Annotated in this window: 16 protein-coding genes; 9 read left to right on the forward strand and 7 right to left on the reverse strand. The window is 41.5% G+C overall.

All coding sequences use genetic code 11. The features are described from left to right. Window positions 1–316: 316 nt before the first annotated feature. Complete coding sequence (locus tag L2735_RS13660) at window positions 317–1048, reverse strand: zinc metallopeptidase (RefSeq protein ID WP_248985234.1); 732 nt, start codon at window positions 1046–1048, stop codon at window positions 317–319. A 229-nt stretch (window positions 1049–1277) separates the two neighbouring features. Between L2735_RS13660 and L2735_RS13665 the strand changes: the two genes are divergently transcribed. Together L2735_RS13665 and L2735_RS13670 are read left to right on the forward strand one after the other, a co-directional pair. Continuing rightward, window positions 1278–2174, forward strand: coding sequence for a nuclease-related domain-containing protein (locus L2735_RS13665; RefSeq protein ID WP_428848314.1), 897 nt, complete (start codon window positions 1278–1280; stop codon window positions 2172–2174). Window positions 2175–2257: 83 nt separating this feature from the next. Beyond that, entirely contained in the window at window positions 2258–2977 is a 720-nt protein-coding gene (locus L2735_RS13670; RefSeq protein WP_248985235.1) for an NYN domain-containing protein, read from the forward strand. Window positions 2978–3004: 27 nt separating this feature from the next. Here the strand turns inward: L2735_RS13670 and L2735_RS13675 are convergent, their stop codons facing one another. The 3 genes from L2735_RS13675 to L2735_RS13685 form a co-directional block, all read right to left on the reverse strand. Then, the gene (locus L2735_RS13675) at window positions 3005–3199 is read right to left on the reverse strand and encodes a hypothetical protein (protein ID WP_248985236.1); all 195 of its coding nucleotides are present in this window, start codon (window positions 3197–3199) and stop codon (window positions 3005–3007) included. 335 nt (window positions 3200–3534) lie between these two features. After that, entirely contained in the window at window positions 3535–5178 is a 1644-nt protein-coding gene (gene groL / locus L2735_RS13680; RefSeq protein ID WP_248985237.1) for a chaperonin GroEL, read from the reverse strand. A gap of 51 nt (window positions 5179–5229) precedes the next feature. Continuing rightward, the gene (locus L2735_RS13685; RefSeq protein ID WP_248985238.1) at window positions 5230–5520 is read right to left on the reverse strand and encodes a co-chaperone GroES; all 291 of its coding nucleotides are present in this window, start codon (window positions 5518–5520) and stop codon (window positions 5230–5232) included. A 224-nt stretch (window positions 5521–5744) separates the two neighbouring features. On the opposite strand from L2735_RS13685, the gene L2735_RS13690 reads away from it, so the two are divergent. Next, window positions 5745–7136: an MATE family efflux transporter gene (locus tag L2735_RS13690; protein WP_248985239.1), complete on the forward strand. Its 1392-nt coding sequence runs from the start codon at window positions 5745–5747 to the stop codon at window positions 7134–7136. A 286-nt stretch (window positions 7137–7422) separates the two neighbouring features. Continuing rightward, complete coding sequence (locus tag L2735_RS13695) at window positions 7423–7776, forward strand: hypothetical protein (protein ID WP_248985240.1); 354 nt, start codon at window positions 7423–7425, stop codon at window positions 7774–7776. 97 nt (window positions 7777–7873) lie between these two features. Here L2735_RS13695 and L2735_RS13700 read toward each other — a convergent pair whose 3' ends face one another. Beyond that, window positions 7874–8521: an FxsA family protein gene (locus L2735_RS13700; RefSeq protein WP_248985241.1), complete on the reverse strand. Its 648-nt coding sequence runs from the start codon at window positions 8519–8521 to the stop codon at window positions 7874–7876. 388 nt (window positions 8522–8909) lie between these two features. Between L2735_RS13700 and cutA the strand changes: the two genes are divergently transcribed. From cutA to L2735_RS13715, 3 genes are all read left to right on the forward strand, one after another. Next, window positions 8910–9128: a divalent-cation tolerance protein CutA gene (gene cutA, locus L2735_RS13705; protein ID WP_346348140.1), complete on the forward strand. Its 219-nt coding sequence runs from the start codon at window positions 8910–8912 to the stop codon at window positions 9126–9128. Beyond that, a complete protein-coding gene (locus L2735_RS13710) occupies window positions 9125–10993 on the forward strand; it encodes a protein-disulfide reductase DsbD (protein WP_248985242.1) in 1869 nt (622 codons plus the stop codon). Before cutA ends, L2735_RS13710 begins: the two co-directional genes overlap by 4 nt. A gap of 154 nt (window positions 10994–11147) precedes the next feature. Then, the gene (locus tag L2735_RS13715; RefSeq protein ID WP_248985243.1) at window positions 11148–12800 is read left to right on the forward strand and encodes a cation:proton antiporter family protein; all 1653 of its coding nucleotides are present in this window, start codon (window positions 11148–11150) and stop codon (window positions 12798–12800) included. Window positions 12801–13073: 273 nt separating this feature from the next. Here L2735_RS13715 and L2735_RS13720 read toward each other — a convergent pair whose 3' ends face one another. Both L2735_RS13720 and L2735_RS13725 read right to left on the reverse strand, forming a co-directional pair. Next, window positions 13074–13934: an outer membrane protein gene (locus L2735_RS13720; RefSeq protein ID WP_248985244.1), complete on the reverse strand. Its 861-nt coding sequence runs from the start codon at window positions 13932–13934 to the stop codon at window positions 13074–13076. Window positions 13935–14396: 462 nt separating this feature from the next. Then, window positions 14397–16184: a flavocytochrome c gene (locus tag L2735_RS13725; RefSeq protein WP_248985245.1), complete on the reverse strand. Its 1788-nt coding sequence runs from the start codon at window positions 16182–16184 to the stop codon at window positions 14397–14399. 403 nt (window positions 16185–16587) lie between these two features. Here L2735_RS13725 and L2735_RS13730 point away from each other — a divergent pair, with 403 nt between their 5' ends. Further along, window positions 16588–18648: an ATP-binding protein gene (locus tag L2735_RS13730; RefSeq protein WP_248985246.1), complete on the forward strand. Its 2061-nt coding sequence runs from the start codon at window positions 16588–16590 to the stop codon at window positions 18646–18648. A 3-nt stretch (window positions 18649–18651) separates the two neighbouring features. Next, a complete protein-coding gene (locus L2735_RS13735; RefSeq protein WP_248985247.1) occupies window positions 18652–20025 on the forward strand; it encodes a sigma-54-dependent transcriptional regulator in 1374 nt (457 codons plus the stop codon). Window positions 20026–20228: the final 203 nt, after the last annotated feature.

Here is a 20228-nt window from a genome sequence, read left to right on the forward strand (position 1 = left end):
ACCAAGAGGCGTATTCACTAATTCAGATAAACAAGCTCAACCTGCACATCAAGTAAAACTCATCTGTAGACATTGTGGTGAATCCCCCCCCTCAATGCACGGTAAGTTTGTTTGATACATTAACAGTCATCAATGCACTAAAAATATGCCCATAAAGCAGCCTTGCCCCATGTGCTAAAGCAAAAGTCCAATAGTGTGATGTGGTTTATACCTTGAATTGCCAAGATTGTGATTTTAGATAAAGACTGATTAGTTGTTAGATAAGGTTTACTTTGAGCCACTTATTCATGGCCCACTTATTCACTGGTAAAACCTATTAGCGCCGCAGCACCGCTATCCAGCGACCAAGATTGAGTAAGCTAGCCAGCGAGCCAGCCACGTAAGTCAGCGCCGCGGCCTTTAGAATCTTCTCCGCATGTTTTAGGTCACCGTCGTGCAGGTAGTTACCCTCTTTTAGTATGGGCAGCGCCTTGCCATAACTGGCATCAAACTCCACCGGCAAGGTCACCAGATGCACAACAGTGCTCAACCCCATCGATAGCACGCCAATCAAAATAGTCAACGCGCCAGCCTGCGGTATACGGGTGAGCATAAACACCACTGGCGCCGCGAACATCATTATACCGGCAATACGTTCACCGACCATCGCAGCTCTAGCGAGCTTCTGCCTTGTGATAAACATAGTCTCGCCGCGAGAATCCTGTAGAGCATGGCCTACTTCGTGGGCAGCGACAGTCACAGCAGTTAGGGAGTGACCGGAATAGTTATCTGGTGTAAGGCGAACAACCTTGTCGGCGGGATCATAATGATCGCCGTTGGGAGTATCTTCAACCTTGACGTCATTTAGGCCAAAACGGTCAAGCAGATGACGAGCAAGTTCACCACCGCTACCTTGCTGACGATAGCGATCAGCTGGTTGCTGAAACTTGTCCATGATGTGCTTAACCCACAAGCCAGGCAAGAATACGCAGGCCGCAATGACAATAATTAGAATGATCCATAGCATGAAAACAAGTATGCCATAAACCTTGAGGTAACTCTCCAACATTCAAAGCCACTAAAAAGCCCCAATACCGTTAGATATCTGGGCTTTTGTATATACCAAGAGTTCTTTTGCATGAAACTTCGTTTTAGCTTTGAGGCTAGAGACCAACAGAGCATTTTTAAGGAATGAATTTTTACCTTATTAATAGGAAGTCATGCTATAGCTTTCAAAGCCTGTTTATGAGTATTATGGTGCTGATTATTATCAAGTTATGAATGGATGCTGTTGATAAATGATTCTCAAAAATAAAACACTTCAAAATGCTCAAACACCTCAAGCTGTCGCTGGTCAAAAGCAAGAGCAGAATGTGGCATTTTTTCTTCGCCGAGCGTTCAAAGACAACCCTGAAATTCTTATCATCAATGATTTCAAATTCACTTTTAATGATGAAACCGCTCAAATCGATCACCTAATCGTTTACCCCTATGGCTTTGTACTCGTTGAATCAAAAAGTATTAAAGGCAATGTGGAGGTTAATAAACAGGGTGAATGGACTCGAAGCTTTAATCAAAAATGGTCTGGCATGCCTTCGTCAATCAAGCAGGTAGAGCAGCAACAGATCTTATTTAAAGAACTACTAAACCACCATAAAATCGAAATACTTGGGAAAATGTTTGGTATTCAGCAAGGTATTAAAGGACGTTGTTGGGATCACCTCTGCGTGGTATCAAGCGATGCAGTTATTGATAGAAATAGCATGCCAAAAGTCGTATCAGAACAATTAGTGAAATCCGAATTTTTAGTCGATAAGCTTCATAAAATAATGAAGCTAGGAAATAAACTTTTACGCAAAGTTAATGTGTATGACACTCGACCTTATTTTAGCCAACAAGAGCTCGACTCAATTGGACACTTCATTCTCAGTCAGCACATTGATAGCCATAAACAAACAGTAAGTCCTATACCTGAATTAGTTACTCCAATAGCAAAGCCTCAAACTCCAAATGTCTATCAAGAGGTTCAACCCGTTCCTCAAGTAAAACTAAGCTGTAAACATTGTGGAGAATCAACAAACTACACCCCAATGTACGGTAAGTTTGGTTATTACATTAACTGTAATCAATGCACTAAAAATACGCCCATGAAGCAACCCTGCTCCATGTGCCACAGCAAAAAAACTAAAGTGTAAAAGCGCAAAGAGACTTACACCTTGAATTGCCAAGATTGTCAAAATCAACAAATTTTAGTAGCGAAGTAGAGTTAGGTATTTAAATGAAAGATAAAGATAAAATAGCAGTATTTATTGATGCTGATAATGCTCCTTCCAAAAAAATTGACAAAGTACTTTCTGAGCTAGCGAGATATGGCGTCGTTAACATCCGTAAAGCCTATGGGAATTGGAAAAGTACAAATTTAAAGTCTTGGGAGGATGTTTTACATGAATTTGCTATACAACCTATTCAACAGTTCGATTTAACAAAAGGTAAAAATGCTACAGATATGGCCTTAGTTATAGATGCTATGGATGTTCTATACACTAAAAATGTAGACATAATCTGCTTAGTTTCTTCAGACTGTGATTTTACTCCTTTAGTAACACGCGCTTTAGCTGACGGTAAAATGGTCATTGGTTTCGGTGAGAGAAAAACACCAATTGCATTTGTAAATAGCTGTTCTAGATTCCTATTTCTAGACGAAAAAGTAGAATTAGAGATACTTAAAACTTCAGTGCCCAAAAACTTAAATAGAGATACAAAACTTATAACTCTACTAAGGCAAGCAATCGAAGCAGTAGAAGAGGATGATGGTTGGGCAATGCTCGGTCCCATAGGAACTCATATTTCTAACCATGCATCTTTTGATCAGAGGAATTACGGGTTTAAAAAGCTAAGCGACTTGTTCGCATCAATAGATCTTTTTCAAATGAAAAAAACACATGGCTCTGTTTTATGGGTAAAAGATAAAAAACGATCAAAAGTAAATCATAAATAAAAATGAGTACCTAAAAAAGCCCACGACTTAAGTGGTAATGTTAGTAAGCCAACTCCACTCTATATTGGAATATATGGAATACCCGAATACAGCAAACCAAACTTTTTTAAAAGCAAATATCAATTTTACAGCTGATAATGCCGTCAAGGTCATACTATTCAAAGCAATTTCACCTTGTTTAGCATGAGCAGAAATTTGGTTGCCCCAAGTCGGTTTCTTCATTCCAAAATCTCAGTTATTCTCAGTAAGAAGATTATATCAGACTGGTCATACCAGTCAACTGGTCGACCAGTTGATAATTAATGATAAGAAAACTCTCAGTGCCAAGAATAAGTCTCATAACTTCAAAATAAACTAATGTTAAAAGCACTAAAAAGCCCCGATACCGTTAGGAATCGGGGCTTTCAATTTTTTTAGTTTCTAAGCTTTTAGGCTAGAGACCGACAGAGCATTTACGTAGGATAAATCGTGTTAGTACAAGGCGCTTTACCACGACGTTTAGTTTTTCATAAACGAGTGGTGAAGCAACGCAGTAATCACCGATTTAGACCAGTAAATTACATGCCCATGCCGCCCATACCGCCCATACCACCCATACCGCCCATATCTGGCGCTGCTGCGTCTTGTGGAATTTCAGCTACCATTGCTTCAGTTGTGATCATAAGACCCGCAATAGAAGCAGCAAACTGTAGTGCACTACGGGTTACTTTAGTTGGGTCAAGAATACCCATCTCTAGCATATCGCCGTAAGTGTCATTACCTGCGTTGTAACCGAAGTTACCTGTGCCGTTTTTAACTGTGTTAGCTACAACTGACGCTTCTTCACCGGCGTTAGTTGCGATTTGACGAAGTGGCGCTTCCATTGAACGTAGTGCGATAATTACACCGTGTTTTTGGTCTTCGTTGATCACTTCAACTTCAGAGATTTTAGAAGCAACACGTACTAGTGCAACCCCACCTCCAGGAACAACGCCTTCTTCAACTGCTGCGCGAGTTGCGTGTAGTGCATCTTCAACGCGGGCTTTTTTCTCTTTCATTTCAACTTCTGTCGCTGCGCCAACTTTGATAACAGCTACGCCGCCAGCAAGTTTAGCCATACGCTCTTGAAGTTTTTCTTTGTCGTAGTCAGAAGTTGACTCTTCAACTTGCTGCTTGATTTGAGAAACACGACCAGAGATTTGAGCTTGCTCGCCGTTACCATCGATGATGGTTGCGTTATCTTTAGTGATAACTACGCGCTTAGCTGTACCTAAATCTTCTAGGGTTGCTTTTTCAATTTCTAGACCGATTTCTTCAGCGATTACTGTACCGCCAGTTAAGATAGCGATGTCTTGTAGCATTGCTTTACGACGGTCACCAAAGCCAGGTGCTTTAACAGCAGCCACTTTAACGATACCGCGCATGTTGTTCACAACTAATGTTGCTAATGCTTCGCCTTCAACGTCTTCAGCAACGATAAGCAATGGCTTACCTGTTTTCGCTAACGCTTCTAGGATTGGTAATAATTCGCGGATGTTAGAGATTTTCTTATCAACTAATAAGATGAATGGAGAATCTAACTCAACGCTGCCAGTTTCTGGCTTGTTGATGAAGTATGGTGATAGGTAACCACGGTCAAACTGCATACCTTCAACAACGTCTAATTCGTTTTCTAGTGCTTGGCCTTCTTCAACGGTGATAACGCCTTCTTTACCAACACGCTCCATTGCTGTTGCAATGATTTCGCCAATTGATTCGTCAGAGTTAGCTGAGATAGTACCAACTTGTGCAATCGCTTTAGAGTCTGAACACTCTTGAGAAAGTGCTTTTAGCTCAGCAACAGCAGCGATAACCGCTTTGTCGATACCGCGCTTAAGATCCATTGGGTTCATGCCAGCTGCAACCGCTTTAAGACCTTCTGTCACGATTGATTGAGCAAGAACAGTAGCGGTAGTAGTACCGTCACCAGCAGCGTCATTGGCTTTAGAAGCAACTTCTTTCACCATTTGTGCGCCCATGTTTTCGAACTTGTCTTCTAGTTCGATTTCTTTAGCCACTGAAACACCATCTTTAGTGATAAGTGGTGCGCCAAAGCTTTTATCTAAAACAACGTTACGACCTTTAGGGCCTAAAGTGACTTTAACTGCATTAGCTAGAATGTTTACGCCGTCTAGCATTTTAACGCGAGCGTCACTGCCAAATTTAACTTCTTTTGCTGACATTTGTCTGTTCCTTAAAATTTGAGATGTTTGAAAGCGAGTTAATAACGAGGATTAACCTACAACTGCCATTAAGTCTGATTCAGATAGGATAAGTACTTCTTCACCATCAATCTTTTCTTTCTTCACGCCATAACCTTCATTGAAAATCACTACGTCGCCAACTTGTACGTCAAGTGCTTTAACTGTACCGTTCTCTAAGATGCGACCATTGCCCACAGCTAGGACTTCACCACGTGTTGATACTTCTGCAGCACTGCCTGTTAATACGATGCCACCCGCTGAAGTTGACTCAACCTCTAAACGCTTAACGATTACACGGTCATGTAATGGACGAATATTCATCTACGGACTCTCCTAATAATTGCTGCCCACAAACGAGGCGGTTTAAACAAATGATAAGGGCATAAATCCCTTTAATGTTTGATATATGGGGGTTGATGATCACAGTTCCAAGGGCGGCAATAAAAAAACTGCGATTTTTTTGTAAAAATTGTAGCTAGTATTTTTTAAAGCATGATGAATGCTGATAGAATTTGTCCCCCGTTGTCATGTTAAAGCCGAGATTGATGAAAGATAAACATGGGTTGCTAAGTGCGCCAATTGGTCGCGTACTCTTTACAATGAGCCTCCCAAACCTTATCGGTATCCTCACCATTTATGGTGGCAGCCTGATAGATACCTATTTCATTAGTCGTTTAGGCACTGATGCGTTGGCGGCTGTCAGTTTTACCTTCCCTGTTGCCATTGTATTTGCCAGTATCGCCATTGGTATCGGCGCTGCAGTGTCCACCAACCTTGCGCGGCTTATTGGTAGCGGTAATACCGATAAAGCCAAAAGCTTTTTATTTGATGCCATGCTACTGACTTTCTTACTCATCAGTGTTTTGGTGGCCGTCGGCATTGCGACTATCGACCCTTTATTTACCTTAATGGGCGCCAATGAAAAAAGCCTACCGCTGATCCACGACTATATGCTGATTTGGTTTTGCAGCGCACCGCTACTGGTGCTGCTGATGGTCGGTAACCAAGGCATACGAGCAACGGGTGACACCCGCTCTCCAGCTATCATCATGTCTGTTGCAGCCATTATCAACTTAGTGCTTGATCCCATTTTAATCTTTGGTTTGGGCCCATTTCCTCGATTAGAAATTCAAGGCGCTGCCATTGCTTCATTAATTTCCTGGGTCGTTGCATTCACAGTGTCCACTTATATTCTTATTTGGAAAAAGCGCATACTTGAATTAATGACCTTGTGTAAGCTGCGTATAAGATCTAATTGGAAAAGACTCGGCCACATTGCCCGCCCTGCAGCATTAATGAACATGCTTAACCCAATCGCTAATGGGGTTATTTTGGCGATGCTTGCCCGTGCAGACCAAGGGGCTGTCGCAGCATTTGGCGCTGGTATTCGCCTTGAAACCTTATTCATCGTAGTGTGCATGTCGCTCACTTCAAGCTTAATGCCTTTTGTTGGCCAAAACTTAGGCGCGGGGCAACATCAGCGCGCTAAAGACGGCATGATGATGTCACTTCGCTTTGCCTTAGTTTTTCAAACCTTACTGTATGTGCCTATCTTTTTTAGCGGCCACGGAATTGCTGAGCTATTCAGTAACGACCCATTAGTTGTTGACTGGTTAAGCTTTTACATTCAAGTGCTGCCTGCTGCATATGGTCCATTAGCGGTAGTGATTATTTTTGCGACTTGCTTAAATGCCTACCACCGCCCAATGATGTCATTAGTGATTAACTTGGTACGCCTATTCGTGTTAATGCTGCCATTAGCCGCGATAGGTTTGTATTTAGGTGGGGTAAAAGGTTTGCTGATTGCACTGCCAGTGACCAATACCATCATGGGCATTGCTTGCTACATGATGGCCAGTCGGATAACTGAACCTGACACAGCCCAAAAGCACTACAATAGCGATAAAATAACTAACTCTGCGGATTCAACGCTATAGTTTCAGCGCTATAGTTTCAGCGCTATAGTTTCAGCGTTATTGATAAAGAGCTGTTGATTAAGAACTATTGATTAAAAACTGTGAATCAAGTTTTGTAGATTGAATCTCAAAGAATCAATAGCTTAAATTAAGCTTAGCTCTTTATCGTTAGCATTAACTCAGCAGTCATGATTAAGCTTCATTAATCAGCTATTGCAGCATTCCATAATTAATGGTGTATTGAGAGAAAGGCATTCTTTAAGATAATGCTGACTCAGTAACCAATCAACATAGTCTAGGAAAGTTCATGAGTAAATCGGTCAATGCAGCGCTGTTAAACGCTTTTGTCTGTCCTGGCACAGGCCATTTATATTTAGGTAAAAAGGCCATTGGCTGGGGCATTATCGCCGCCTGTTTCGTGAGTTTATGCGTGATAATGACCGAAGTGATGACACGTGCCCAAGTTATTGCCGATGAGATTGTCGCTGGCAATATGCCAATGGATTTTTACAGTATTTACGACGCGGTTCATCAAAGTATGACGACTAATTTACCCCAGTCATTAAACCTTGCCTGGTTTGTGTTACTCGCTTGCTGGATAGGCGGTACTGTTAGTGCTTATTTGATGGGAAAGAAAATGGATGAGCAAAAAAAGAGTTAATGCTAAACAGGCTTACACTCTATGAAATAGTTAAAAAGATAACGAAAAGCCGCTTGAGGCAATGACTCAAGCGGCTTTTTTAATCTGCCAGACCAGCTTATGATTTTTTATCAGCGTCGCTGTTCTCACTCGTCTTTTTATCATCAGACTTTTTATCATCAGACTTTTCAACACTGGCGTTTTTATCACCGCTATCTGCTGGGGTAATATCTTTCACTTCAACCTGATGCGACTCAGGGGTTAAATCATTTGGATCAAACTTGCGCTCAAAGTCGCCGTCAAAGGTATTGCCATCTTGGTTAAATGGATTTTGATTTTGGCCAAATGGGCTGCCATTCCCAAAAGGGTTTTGACCTGCTTGACCTTGGAAACCGCCACCAGCAACCACACGCATTTGCATCCGTTTAAATACATAACTGGCAATCGGTGAACGTGTAATTGGAGTTAACAGTAATAAACCGATAAAGTCAGTGACAAAACCTGGAAACAATAATAATAAACCTGCCGCCGCTAGCATCATGCCTTCGACAATTTCTTTACCTGGCGCTTCACCGCGCTCAAGCTTAGATTGCACCGACATTAAGGTACTTAAACCTTGGCTACGAACCAATGAAACACCGACAATTGCGGTTAGAAAAACTAACGCGACAGTGTTCAATGGGCCAAACACATCCCCTACTGAGATCAATACCGATAACTCAATAGCAGGAACAAGAATAAAAACTAAAAACAAAACTAACAGCATGTTGGCCTCAATTATTTCATTGGGTATGAACAATATATGGGGGTAATCGGGTCTTAATTCAAGACGCATCGAGATTATCGTTAATCGCAACTGAATTAGGCGACTAACAATGCTCACGTAATTTGCTATTGTACTCAACAAGATTGTACTTAACAAAATGGTACTGAACAAAAGTGAGATACATTAGCGAATTATGATTAAATTCAAAAAGTATTGGCATTAACCTATTTTAGGTTATTAAGCTTAAGCTAACTTTAAGAGAAACCAAGGATGATAGATACCTTATGTCAGCAAGCTATTTATTAGTTATAACAACTTGTCCAGATATCGCCAGTGCTAAAAGCTCGCCGCGGCATTAGTTAATGCTAAAGTCGCCGCCTGTGTACAACTGCATTCTCAAGTTGAGTCAGTTTATATATGGGAAGGTGAGATTTGTCATAGTAGTGAAGTCGCTATGCACATAAAATGCATGGCAGGTAATTATGATGCGATAGAAAAAATAGTGATCGATTTACATCCCTATGAAGTACCAGAATTAATCGCTACGCCTATTACTCAAGGCTTGCCAAATTATTTACATTGGATAAAAGAAACCTCTCAATCATGAAAAGAATATTTGCGCTTATATTGACCAGTTTGCTTCTGCTATCGCCATTAGCACACAGTGAAGACATTTTTAGTAACAGCAATAAATTTAGTTTCCTGCAGGACGAGCCAGAGTTAATGCCTGTTGAGCAGGCGTTTGTGTTTGATTACAAGCAAGATGGTAATCAAATCGCGATTAATTTTGTCATAGCCGAAGGCTATTACATGTATCGGGACAAACTGACCTTTAGTGCCGATGGCGCTGTAATTGGTGATATCGCGCTACCAAAAGGTAAGATGCACGATGATGAATATTTTGGTGAACAACAAGTTTACTACTCTTATGTTGAGTTACCGTTAGCGCTAAAAGAGGCTGCAGCAGGCTCTAAAGTACAAGTCACCTTTATGGGCTGTGCTGAAGGCAAATTATGTTACCCACCAACTAAACGTGATGTAGACCTTGAAGCCGTTGCTGCAAATGATGGCAAACTGCCAAAAAAGAAAGCCATTATTGGTGGTGCACCTAGCGATACTGCTACTGATAGCACAGCTACTGAATCAAATAACACAAACACTTCTGAGCCTATCACCCAACAAGATAGCTTAAGCCAAATGTTGGCTAACGACAGTTTAATGTGGACCTTGGTAATCTTCTTTGGCTTAGGTATTGGTTTAGCCTTAACTCCGTGTGTTTTCCCAATGTATCCCATCTTGTCTGGCATTATTGTTGGCCAAGGTAAGCAATTATCAACGGCAAAAGCCTTCACTTTGTCGATGGCCTATGTTCAAGGTATGGCCATTACCTACTCACTACTGGGTTTAGTGGTGGCCTCAGCTGGGCTTAAGTTCCAAGCAGCGCTGCAACACCCCGCCATTCTGATTTTCTTAGCAGTGATGTTTGTGCTACTAAGTTTATCTATGTTTGGTATGTACGAATTACGTCTGCCAGGTAAATGGCAAGATAAGATGAATACACTGTCGAATAACCAAAAAGGTGGCAACCTGATTGGGGTGTTCTTTATGGGAGTAATTTCAGGTTTAGTGGCTTCACCTTGTACAACAGCGCCATTATCTGGCGCATTGATCTACGTGGCTCAAAGTGGCGACTTACTCCAAGGTTTCTTAGCCCTTTATGTATTAAGCATGGGTATGGGTGTACCACTGCTTATTATCGGCACATCAGGCGGTAAGTTATTGCCAAGAGCAGGCGCTTGGATGGATATCATTAAGACCATATTCGGTTTCTTACTGATTTCAGTCTCTATCGTCATGATTGATCGTATCTGGCCAGGCGTTGTTTCTGATGTACTTTGGTCACTATGGGGCATTGGCTTAACAGGCTACCTTATCCACCAAAACAAACTGTCAGAGTTTAACTGGAAGCAAACTAGCCGTGGCATTGTACTCATGCTGGCATTATTGGCGAGTTTCTCTTACGGTTTCCAAGCTGTGATGTCTGCGATGGGCTTACAAGCGCCATCTATCAGCAATGAAATAAACCAAACTGCGCCAGCTAAACAGGTAAAATTTAAACTGATTAAGTCAGTAGAAGATTTAGAACTTGAATTAGATAAAGCCAGCATTAGCGGTAAAAACGTGATGCTAGATTTATACGCTGACTGGTGTGTGGCCTGTAAAGAGTTTGAAAATATCACTTTTAAAGACCTTATGGTGATTGAACGTTTAGAGCAAATTATTTTACTTAAGGCTGACCTCACCAAAACCGATGCAGTTGATGTCGAATTGATGGAGTATTTCAGCGTTCTTGGGTTACCAGCCCTTATCATGTTCGATAAAAATGCTGACCAACGTGAAGATCTACGAGTAACAGGGTTTATGAAACCTAAACCTTTTGCTGAACACTTGGATTTATTACTTGAAAAGTAGTTTCAGGGTTTTATAACCCAATGATAAAAGACCAATTTAATTTTTAAATTGGTCTTTTTTTTATTTTATGATGACATTTTAATATCAAGTTAACTTTTTTCTTATACAATCTACTTATCTACAACCCCTTTTCAACAACTAGAATTAAGGCTTTATGGAACCTGCAATATTCATCATCACCCTTCTTTGCGGCATGCTAGTCAGCCGAGTGGGACTCCCTCCGCTCATTGGTTATTTAGCGGCTGGTTTTTTACTGTTTATCTTTGGCATACAAGATGAAAGTGTTCCACTGCTACAAGAGTTAGCCGACTTGGGTGTCATGCTGTTACTGTTCGCCATTGGCTTAAAATTGGATGTTAAAAGCTTACTGAAATCGGAAATTTGGGCCAGTTCCAGCCTCCACTTAGTTGGCTCGATTCTATTCTTTTTACCCATCCTTAAATTATTAGGTTTGGTAGGCTTGGATAGATTGGTTGATCTTGAGATTAACCAGCTCTTGCTATTAAGTTTTGCGCTAAGCTTCTCTAGTACGGTATTTGCGGTAAAAGTGTTAGATGAAAACGGTGATGGCCAAGCACTATATGGCCGAATCGCTATCGGTATCTTGATTATGCAAGATATCTTCGCGGTGCTGTTTTTAACGATTTCTAAAGGTGATTTCCCTTCGGTTTATGCCTTTGGTTTATTGTTACTACCACTGCTAAAGCCCGTCATTTATAAAGTGTTTGATCGTGTCGGCCACGGTGAAATGCTGATTTTATTTGGTCTCGCCATGGCACTTGTCATGGGTGCTTGGCTGTTTGAAGCGGTTGGCTTAAAACCCGATTTAGGAGCCTTGATCATGGGTATTTTACTGGCAGGTCACGCAAAATCCTCTGAACTAGCTAAATCAATTTATTACTTTAAAGAACTGTTCTTAGTCGCCTTCTTCTTAACCATTGGTTTAAATGGCTTACCCACCATCGAAGATATTGGGCTCGCAGGTTTACTGGTCTTATTGATCCCCTTTAAAGTATTACTTTTCTTTTTCATCCTCACCCGCTTTAAATTGCGTGCGCGTACCTCTTTATTCGCCTCGTTTAACTTAGGCAATTACAGTGAATTCGGTTTGATTGTCGCTGCCGTTGCGGCGCAAAAAGGCTGGCTACCAGCAGAGTGGTTAATTATTTTAGCGGTTGCATTAAGTATCAGTTTCTTAATTGCAGCGCCACTAAATGCCAGTGTGAATCGCTTATATCAAAAGTTTCAAGCCACTCTCACCACACTTGAAAAACATCCACTTCATCCAGAAGATAGACAAATCCCAGTGGGTAACCCACGCTTCTTAATCTTAGGTATGGGTCGTATTGGTTCCGGCGCTTATGATGAGCTACGCAGCAAATACAGTGGCGAGATATTAGGGATTGAGCACAAGCAAGAGTTAGTCGACTTTCATCGCCAAGAAGGCCGTAATGTTGTGCAAGGTGATGCAAGCGATACCGACTTTTGGGAAAAGCTTGAGCGGGCACCGAGCCTAGAATTAGTGCTATTAGCAATGCCACATCACGTGGGTAATATGTTTGCAGTAGAACAATTAAAGAAATTAGAATACAAGGGAAAAATCAGCGCGATTGTTCAGTACTCTGAAGATGCAGAATCTCTTAAAGAGCAAGGGGTAAACAGCGTTTATAACTTGTATGAAGCAGCTGGTGCAGGTTTCGTTGATAACGTGATCCACGAGTTACTGGAGCCTAAGACAGAAGTAGATACAGAAGTTGATAAAGCCAGCGCATCACCTGAAATAACCCAGACGTTAAGTAAGCCGTAGAATCTAACCTGAACTCGGGATAAGAAGTTAGTTAAACTGTTGAATTATTACATGTTTGCTTTCAATCTTATTCTAGAGAGATATTTTTTGCTTAGAACAAGGTAAATTTGTGCGCCAATAGCTGGCCTATTGCAAACAAATTTAACGCCGTTATCAGTAAAAATAACCTCTAGAAAGCAAGTTGTTATCCCGAGCTCAGGTTAATCTAATATGCAACAGCTCCTCATATAAAGGCGCTGCTGCAATGAACTAATATGTTTAATGGGTTTATTTTCAGAACTGGTAAGCTACTTTCAGCATAGGTCCATAAAATTGATACGTGACATCTAATTCAGTGTATTCCGTTTGAGAGTCGACTCCTATTTCATAATAGTTATACGTTGCTGTCACACTAAAATTATCGGTAACATTGTATTTAGCGCCAAATTCAACTTCATACATCCACCCTGTTAATTCATCAAACTTTAAATAAAAAGCATGTAAATGGCTTTTCAGCATCAGCTTCTCGCTTAAATGATGTTCAATCAACAAGCCCATATTGGGTAAAGGGGCGGTAACAGATTCATAAATCTGTCCTTCAACGCTTGTATCTGAGCTCGCATCTTCAGCAATAATATCAATATCACCCTCAAACCCTAAGCCAAGTCGGGTAATGTGTACTCCAACCAAGAAGTGCATATTAAGGTGTTCTGACGCAAAAAACTGATATCCATATCCAAGCCTCATAATGTCTAAGTCGAGCTCTGTAGATAAGCTCGCTGAAGCATCAACATGGTAAAGGTTGCCGTCTAACTTAATTTGAAATGGGTGGTGAACATGCTCTTGAATGCCATTTCGCTCTAATCCACGCCAATCTAGATAGATCTGATGGCGATCATTAAAACGGTATTCAGCGCTGAAATAAGGTAGGTGTTTGTCATCTGGCAAATTCAAATCTGATTCGAAATTAAGGTCATCATACTTTTCATTAATAGGATCATACACACGAATATTCGTGCTGGCTTGAGAAAAGAAAGCCCCTATTTCTAATTCAAATTGGTCAGCATGACTGTAACTAGAATAGCAACTTGCTATGGTGCTCAGCCATACAATGTGGACGAATTTACCTAATATGACTTTGTTAAGCGAGGACACAAATACTGCTCCATTTTTAAACGAGTAAAATAAACCTTTTCTGTGTTTAAAGCATATCCACAATAGTGAAAGGTTTCACGCTTTTTAAATCAAACGATACAGATAAAGATTTTCCCAACTAATTTTTTACATAAAATCATCCTCAATGAAAATGATAATGATAGTTTGTAAAGTCTTAACCTATTTATGATCACAACTTAAGCTTGAAGTCAGGCATAAAAAGCGCAACCTATGCGATATTGAGTAAGCGCTTAGTTAACCTCAATTCAGGATAGTTAATTAAATAAATACTCTGTTCAAAAAAACCTTAATACCCAAACAAGCCATTGTATTTTAGTGCGTTACAAATAAAAAAGTGAGCCAATAGGCTCACTTTTGGTTTGATACCCTTAAGGGGACAAGGACATCACTAACTTTATAATTTCGTTCTTACAAACTCGCTTTTACAGTCTAGTTTACTGCTTATTTTTTAGAGTAAGCAGCCGCTTGTTCACCTGCTAAGCGACCGAAAGTAATAATGTCAGAGATTGCGTTACCACCTAAGCGGTTGGCACCATGAACACCACCAGTCACTTCACCTGCGCCGTATAAACCTGGAATCACTTTCTTTTCTTCAGATAGGATTTCAGCTTTATCATCAATCGATACACCCCCCATTGTATGGTGAACGCCTGGTGTGACTTCGATAGCGTAATAGTTACCTTCATTTAGAGAGCGAGGTAAGTTAGGACGTTCAAAGTCAGTATCTTTACCTGCGGCAACCAATTTGTTGTACTGCGCAATTGATGCCGTTAATGCTTTTCCATCAATCCCTGCTACCTTACCTAAATTTTCAGGAGAGTCAGCTGAAGGCACAACACCCAGTTGGATATACTTATCAATTTTCTTCAGTGATTTACGTACTGAGTCATCAAAGACTAAGTATGCTACTTTACCCGTTTGGTTCAAAATCGCTGCCGCCGCTTTATCACGAGTGGTGATTTCGTTGACGAAGCGCTTACCTTCTTTGTTAACCAAAATCGCGCCGTTACCACGTACTGCTTCAGTCACCATCACGCCGCCTTTTACCGATAAGGTTGGGTGAGCCTGGATGTACTTAACATCAGTCATGCCTGCGCCAGCATTGCCAGCAACATCAAGACCATCACCTGTCGCGCCAGGTTGGTTAGTTGAAATAAAGCCTTTCAGTTTAGGATCGTATTGAGAAACACGCTCATTATTGCGACCAAATCCACCGGTTGCCATCACAACGGCATCAGCTTTAATCCAGTAGTACCCTGTGTATTGACCTTTAACCAGTAAACCTTCTACTTTACCCGAATCATCTTTAATAATTTCAACGCCGCGAGTGTTCATGCGCATGTCGACTTTACGCTCTAAAGCATTATCGTAAAGCACTTGAATAACGTGAGCACCCACACCAGCGCCACCTGTTGGACGATGTGAACGATTAGCTGATGCGCCGCCCATACGACCAACATCATTTAAATCGGCGCCCATTTCAGTCATCCAGTCCACTGAACCTTTAGAATGAGACGTTAGTACTTCAACCAATTTAGGGTCATTTAAGTCACGGCCACCTTTCATGGTGTCTTTGTACATAGACTCAACGCTATCTACGATATCTTTGGCTTTTTGTTGATCTGTCCAAGCAGCGTTCATGCCGCCAGCTGCAAGTTTAGCGTTACCGCCAATGACAGGCTCTTTCTCAACTAAAATGACTTTAGCGCCCTTGTCTGTTGCAGCCACTGCAGCAGAGAAGCCTGCACCACCAGAACCGACAACCACAACATTTACTGTGTCACTCGGCGCTGCTGCTAATGCCGCTTTTCGGTCTGCAGAATCTTTAGCTAGCTCAGCAATTGAAGGCTCGTAACGCTCCCATTTGCTACCAAATGGCATATCGAAATCAAAGCTATGGCAAGAGTCACAGTAAACAACTGATTTTTCGTGACCACTATGACAAGTCGTACATGCGACATCGCCGGGAAAGTGAGATTCATGGGCATTGTAGTTTTCACGAGTATTGTTTTCCGCCACTTCAGCTAGCGTGCCATGACACGAAACACATTGCTCATTTTCAAATGTAAGGCTGTCATTCGATAATTCACCACTTGGTAAGTGACAACTTTCACATTCTTGATTTTCAGAGTGAAAATCAGCAAGATTGTCTGCTGCTATTGCGCCGCCAACTAAGCCAGCTGAACCGAGTAATGCAGCTAATAGCGCTGCGCATCGTGTTAATTTCATGGTAACTCCTTTAATGTAGCCATGACGCTAATTCGCCATTCTCTGCCATGCCTTTTGGTCATCACATTTGCTACTGAACCTGATTTAACTTAATTTTCACGCTGTTTGGTCCATCACTCAACCGAACTTATCAGACATACTTACAAAATTAACAGCCGATCACATATAGCATTTATCCCTATGCAAAACCGCATAGCCCAATTCAGCACTATGCGGTTTTGCATAGTGCTAAGTGATCATCTTCACAAACTCGTTTTAACTAATGTCACTTATCAAATTATCCATTTTTGCTATCTAAGTGGCTCAGCCTTTCTGCCAAATTTACGCTCAATGCCACAGTTATGAAGATTACGATTTGCTAAAGTGCAAGCACGTTGTAACTGCTGATGATTGATTAACCTTGATGAAATATTGGCTCGGCTTATTGTTACTATTCAGTTTTCCTTCAATCGCAAAGGAAACCATCGTCTTTGGCGTGCATTCCACAACTGCACCTTTGGAGTGGCGAGATAACGGCGTTGATCAAGGGTTTCATGTTGAATTAATGAACAGCATTGGCCAATTGCTAGATAAGCCAATAATGGTGCGACGCAAGACTTTTCAGCAGTTGATGACAGACATGCATGATGCAAACAGCCAGATTGATGTTGTTGCAGTAGTGAGCCCAACCAATGTAAGACGTGAATTAAGCCAATCAGATCCAATTTATGCCACCCATGCCAAGGCCTATACCCTGCAAGGCAAAGATTACATCGACAATTGGTCTGATTTAGTCGGTAAAAGAGTCGCGATCAAAAGTGGCGCTTTTGTGGATGTGTTTTTAACTAATCAACCGCAAAACTTTACCCAAGTAAAAGTCGATTTATATGAAACGGGCTTTCAAAAATTAATGACTGATGAAGTCGATGTGGTACTGGCTGAAAACTTCGTCGCGCGGCGTCTGCAACCCAAATATCCTTTGGTACGAAGTTCAAGTGACGCGCTGATTTTCGGGGCATTTACCTTTGTCAGTAACCCAGAAAATGCTGCCTTACTAAAAGAAATTAACGATGCATTAAGACAGTTAAAAATCTCGGGAGAATACGACAGACTGGTCAATAAATGGTTTGGTATGGGCCGAGAAAAATTCGACATAACCTCGACCCAAAGAAAAATGCTTACCCTATCCATCGTCATTTCGATTATTTCGGCCATGGGGATGTTGTATACCTTTTCAGTAAGTCGCAGCCTAAAGTATCGCTCTGAAGCCCTCGCTCTTGAGCTAGAGCAGCGTGAAATTGCCGAGCAAAAAATTCGCTCTTTATCACAACAGTTTCAGGCTGTACTTGATGGTATTCCTCATGGGATGACGATATTTGATCATCAGATGAAGTGCCTGTGGAGTAACGATAATAATCAGTTATTGACCCACAGTCAGTTTCATTATGTCGATGGCACCCCATTTGATTTAAGTGCCAGTGTAAAATCGGTGATTGAGTCTAAAAAATCACTCATCGCCGATATGGGTTATTTAGCCCAATACTGGCAAGTGCAAATTCACCCCATTGCTGATGAACAAGCCGTAGTATTGCTAGAAGAAAACACCGAGCAGCAACACCTTCGCCAAGCCAATGACGAAGCAAGCCGTTTGGCTTCACTTGGCGAACTTTCCGCAGGTGTTGCACATGAAATTAATAACCCCACTGGGATTATCATTCATTCTATTGCGCTGTTTGCTGAGGCGATGAAAGATTTACGCCCCGCTGCTGACTATTACCAACAACAAAACCCTTTTTGGTTAGTGGCAGGACTTGAGCCTCAAGCAGCATTTGATGAAATAAGCCACAGCACTGAAGTAGTGGAAGAAAGCGCTAAACGTATTTCTCGCATTGTGAACGACCTAAAACGTTATGCATTGCCCAACATTGCCGCAAATCATCAATCCATTAGCTTAAATGAAGTGGTACAAGTGGCGCAGCGTCTGACATCTAACCAGTTAAAACGCTATCAAGTGAATATTGAATTACAGCAACCTAGCCCGCTGATTAACGGCGATGCGCAGCAATTGCATCAAGTGATGATTAACCTGATCCAAAATGCTTGTCATGCCACACCTGCTGGAACAGGGCTTATTTCGATTAAAACCTTCAGCACTGAAACAGCTGCTTATATTTGTGTTGAAGATAACGGCAGCGGCATGAACAAAGAAACTCTCAAACGGATTACAGAACCTTTTTTCACTACAAGGCGCTCCCATGGCGGTAGTGGTTTAGGTTTATCTGTTTGTAGCCGAATTTTGAAAGAACACCATGGCCATATGAAAGTCACTTCCACCCTTAATGAAGGCAGTTGCTTTACCCTCGTATTCAGTGCGCTACCACCATTGAACACCGACACATTTAACACCGAAGCATTGAACACCGAAGCATTGAACACCGAAGCATTGAACACCAAAGCATTTAACACAAGCCCAGCAAGGAGCTAAACCGTGAAACTCGCACGTAATATTCTATTAGTTGATGATGAAGCGCCTTGGTTAAGAACCTTAGCGGTAACCTTGAATCGTTTAGTGCCTGAAGCTGTGATTGATACTTGCGTGGATAGCCGCCAAGTGATGAACCGTTTAGAGGGCACTGATTACGCCTTAGTGTTATTAGACTTAACCATGCCATTTCATTCAGGGGAAGATTTATTAGCACAAATCCGCCTTGACCACCCTAACACTCGAGTGATTATTGTCACGGGTGTGAATGAAGTTGATACTGCCGTTCGGTGTATAAAGAATGGTGCTTATAACTACTTTATTAAAACTGATGATGTGGCTGATTTAGCATTAACCGTACGACAAGCTCTAGAGGTCGTTGGTCTTGAGCGTAATTACCACCGCATTAAAGAAAGCTTTTTAAGTAAAACCCTCAGCCAGCCAAGCGCATTTAATAACATCCTCACTTGCGAGCCCAATTTACTCGATCAATTTAGGTATTTAGAGGCGGTCGCCTTCAGTCCTGAACCTATTTTAATTTACGGTGAAAGCGGCACCGGCAAAGATGAATTTGCTAAAAGTTGCCACCAGCTGTGTAGTGCTGATGCCCCTTTTGTAAACGTGAATTTAGCGGGTATCAGTGAGAGCGCATTTGAATTACAACTGTTTGGCCAGTTAAGCCAAGAGCCGGGTAAATCACAAGCTGGCGCATTGCACCAAGTAGGAAAGGGGCTGCTTTATTTAAACGAAATTGGTGACTTGCCCTTGTCGTCTCAAGCTAAACTGTTGGATGTTTTACAGCAAAAACAATACTACCCCATTGGCAGTGACCGTCCCTATCCTGTTCACTGCCGCATCATTGCATCCACTCAACATGACTTACTTGCACTTAATCAAGCGGGCCAGTTTAGACGCGATCTTTTATATCGTTTACGCGCCCATAAAATTCATTTACCGCCATTAAGGCAGCGTAAATTGGATATCGCCATGTTGATCAATCACTTCATATCATTAGCAGCTGATGAGATGAATCTAACGCCGCCATTACAGCCAAGTGATTTAGCAACCCAATTGCAGTGCTATGACTTTCCGGGCAATTTGCATGAACTAAAGGGCATGATATTTGATGCTGTGAGCCGTAGTGATGGCATACAACTTAATATATCACCTTTTATGGAAGCGATTAATGAACATAAGTCTGCGGGTGAGCATAGCGGAAGCGGCATCATATTCCCGCAAGTACTGCCGACACTCGCTGATATGAACCAAGCATTGATTGATGAAGCCATGAGCCGTACAGCCAATAATCAAACGGCTGCGGCGCAAATGTTGGGTATTAGTCAGTCAGCCTTAAGTCGACGGATCACTAAAAAAGACTAAAGCCTGATTAAGCTTTAACCTGCTGGCATATTCTCCCTTCTCGATATGCCAGCTCACATCAGTAATACCTAATATTGTTCGCAAAATAGAATAATCCAGCCAGCCAAATACCTCTTTGTGAGTACAAATTACTTTAACCAACATGAATTTACTCAAAAAATACTCACATTGATGTTCAAATGGAATCAAAATAAGTAATCCTA

This window comes from Shewanella olleyana, assembly GCF_023283825.1.
GTDB lineage: Bacteria > Pseudomonadota > Gammaproteobacteria > Enterobacterales > Shewanellaceae > Shewanella > Shewanella olleyana.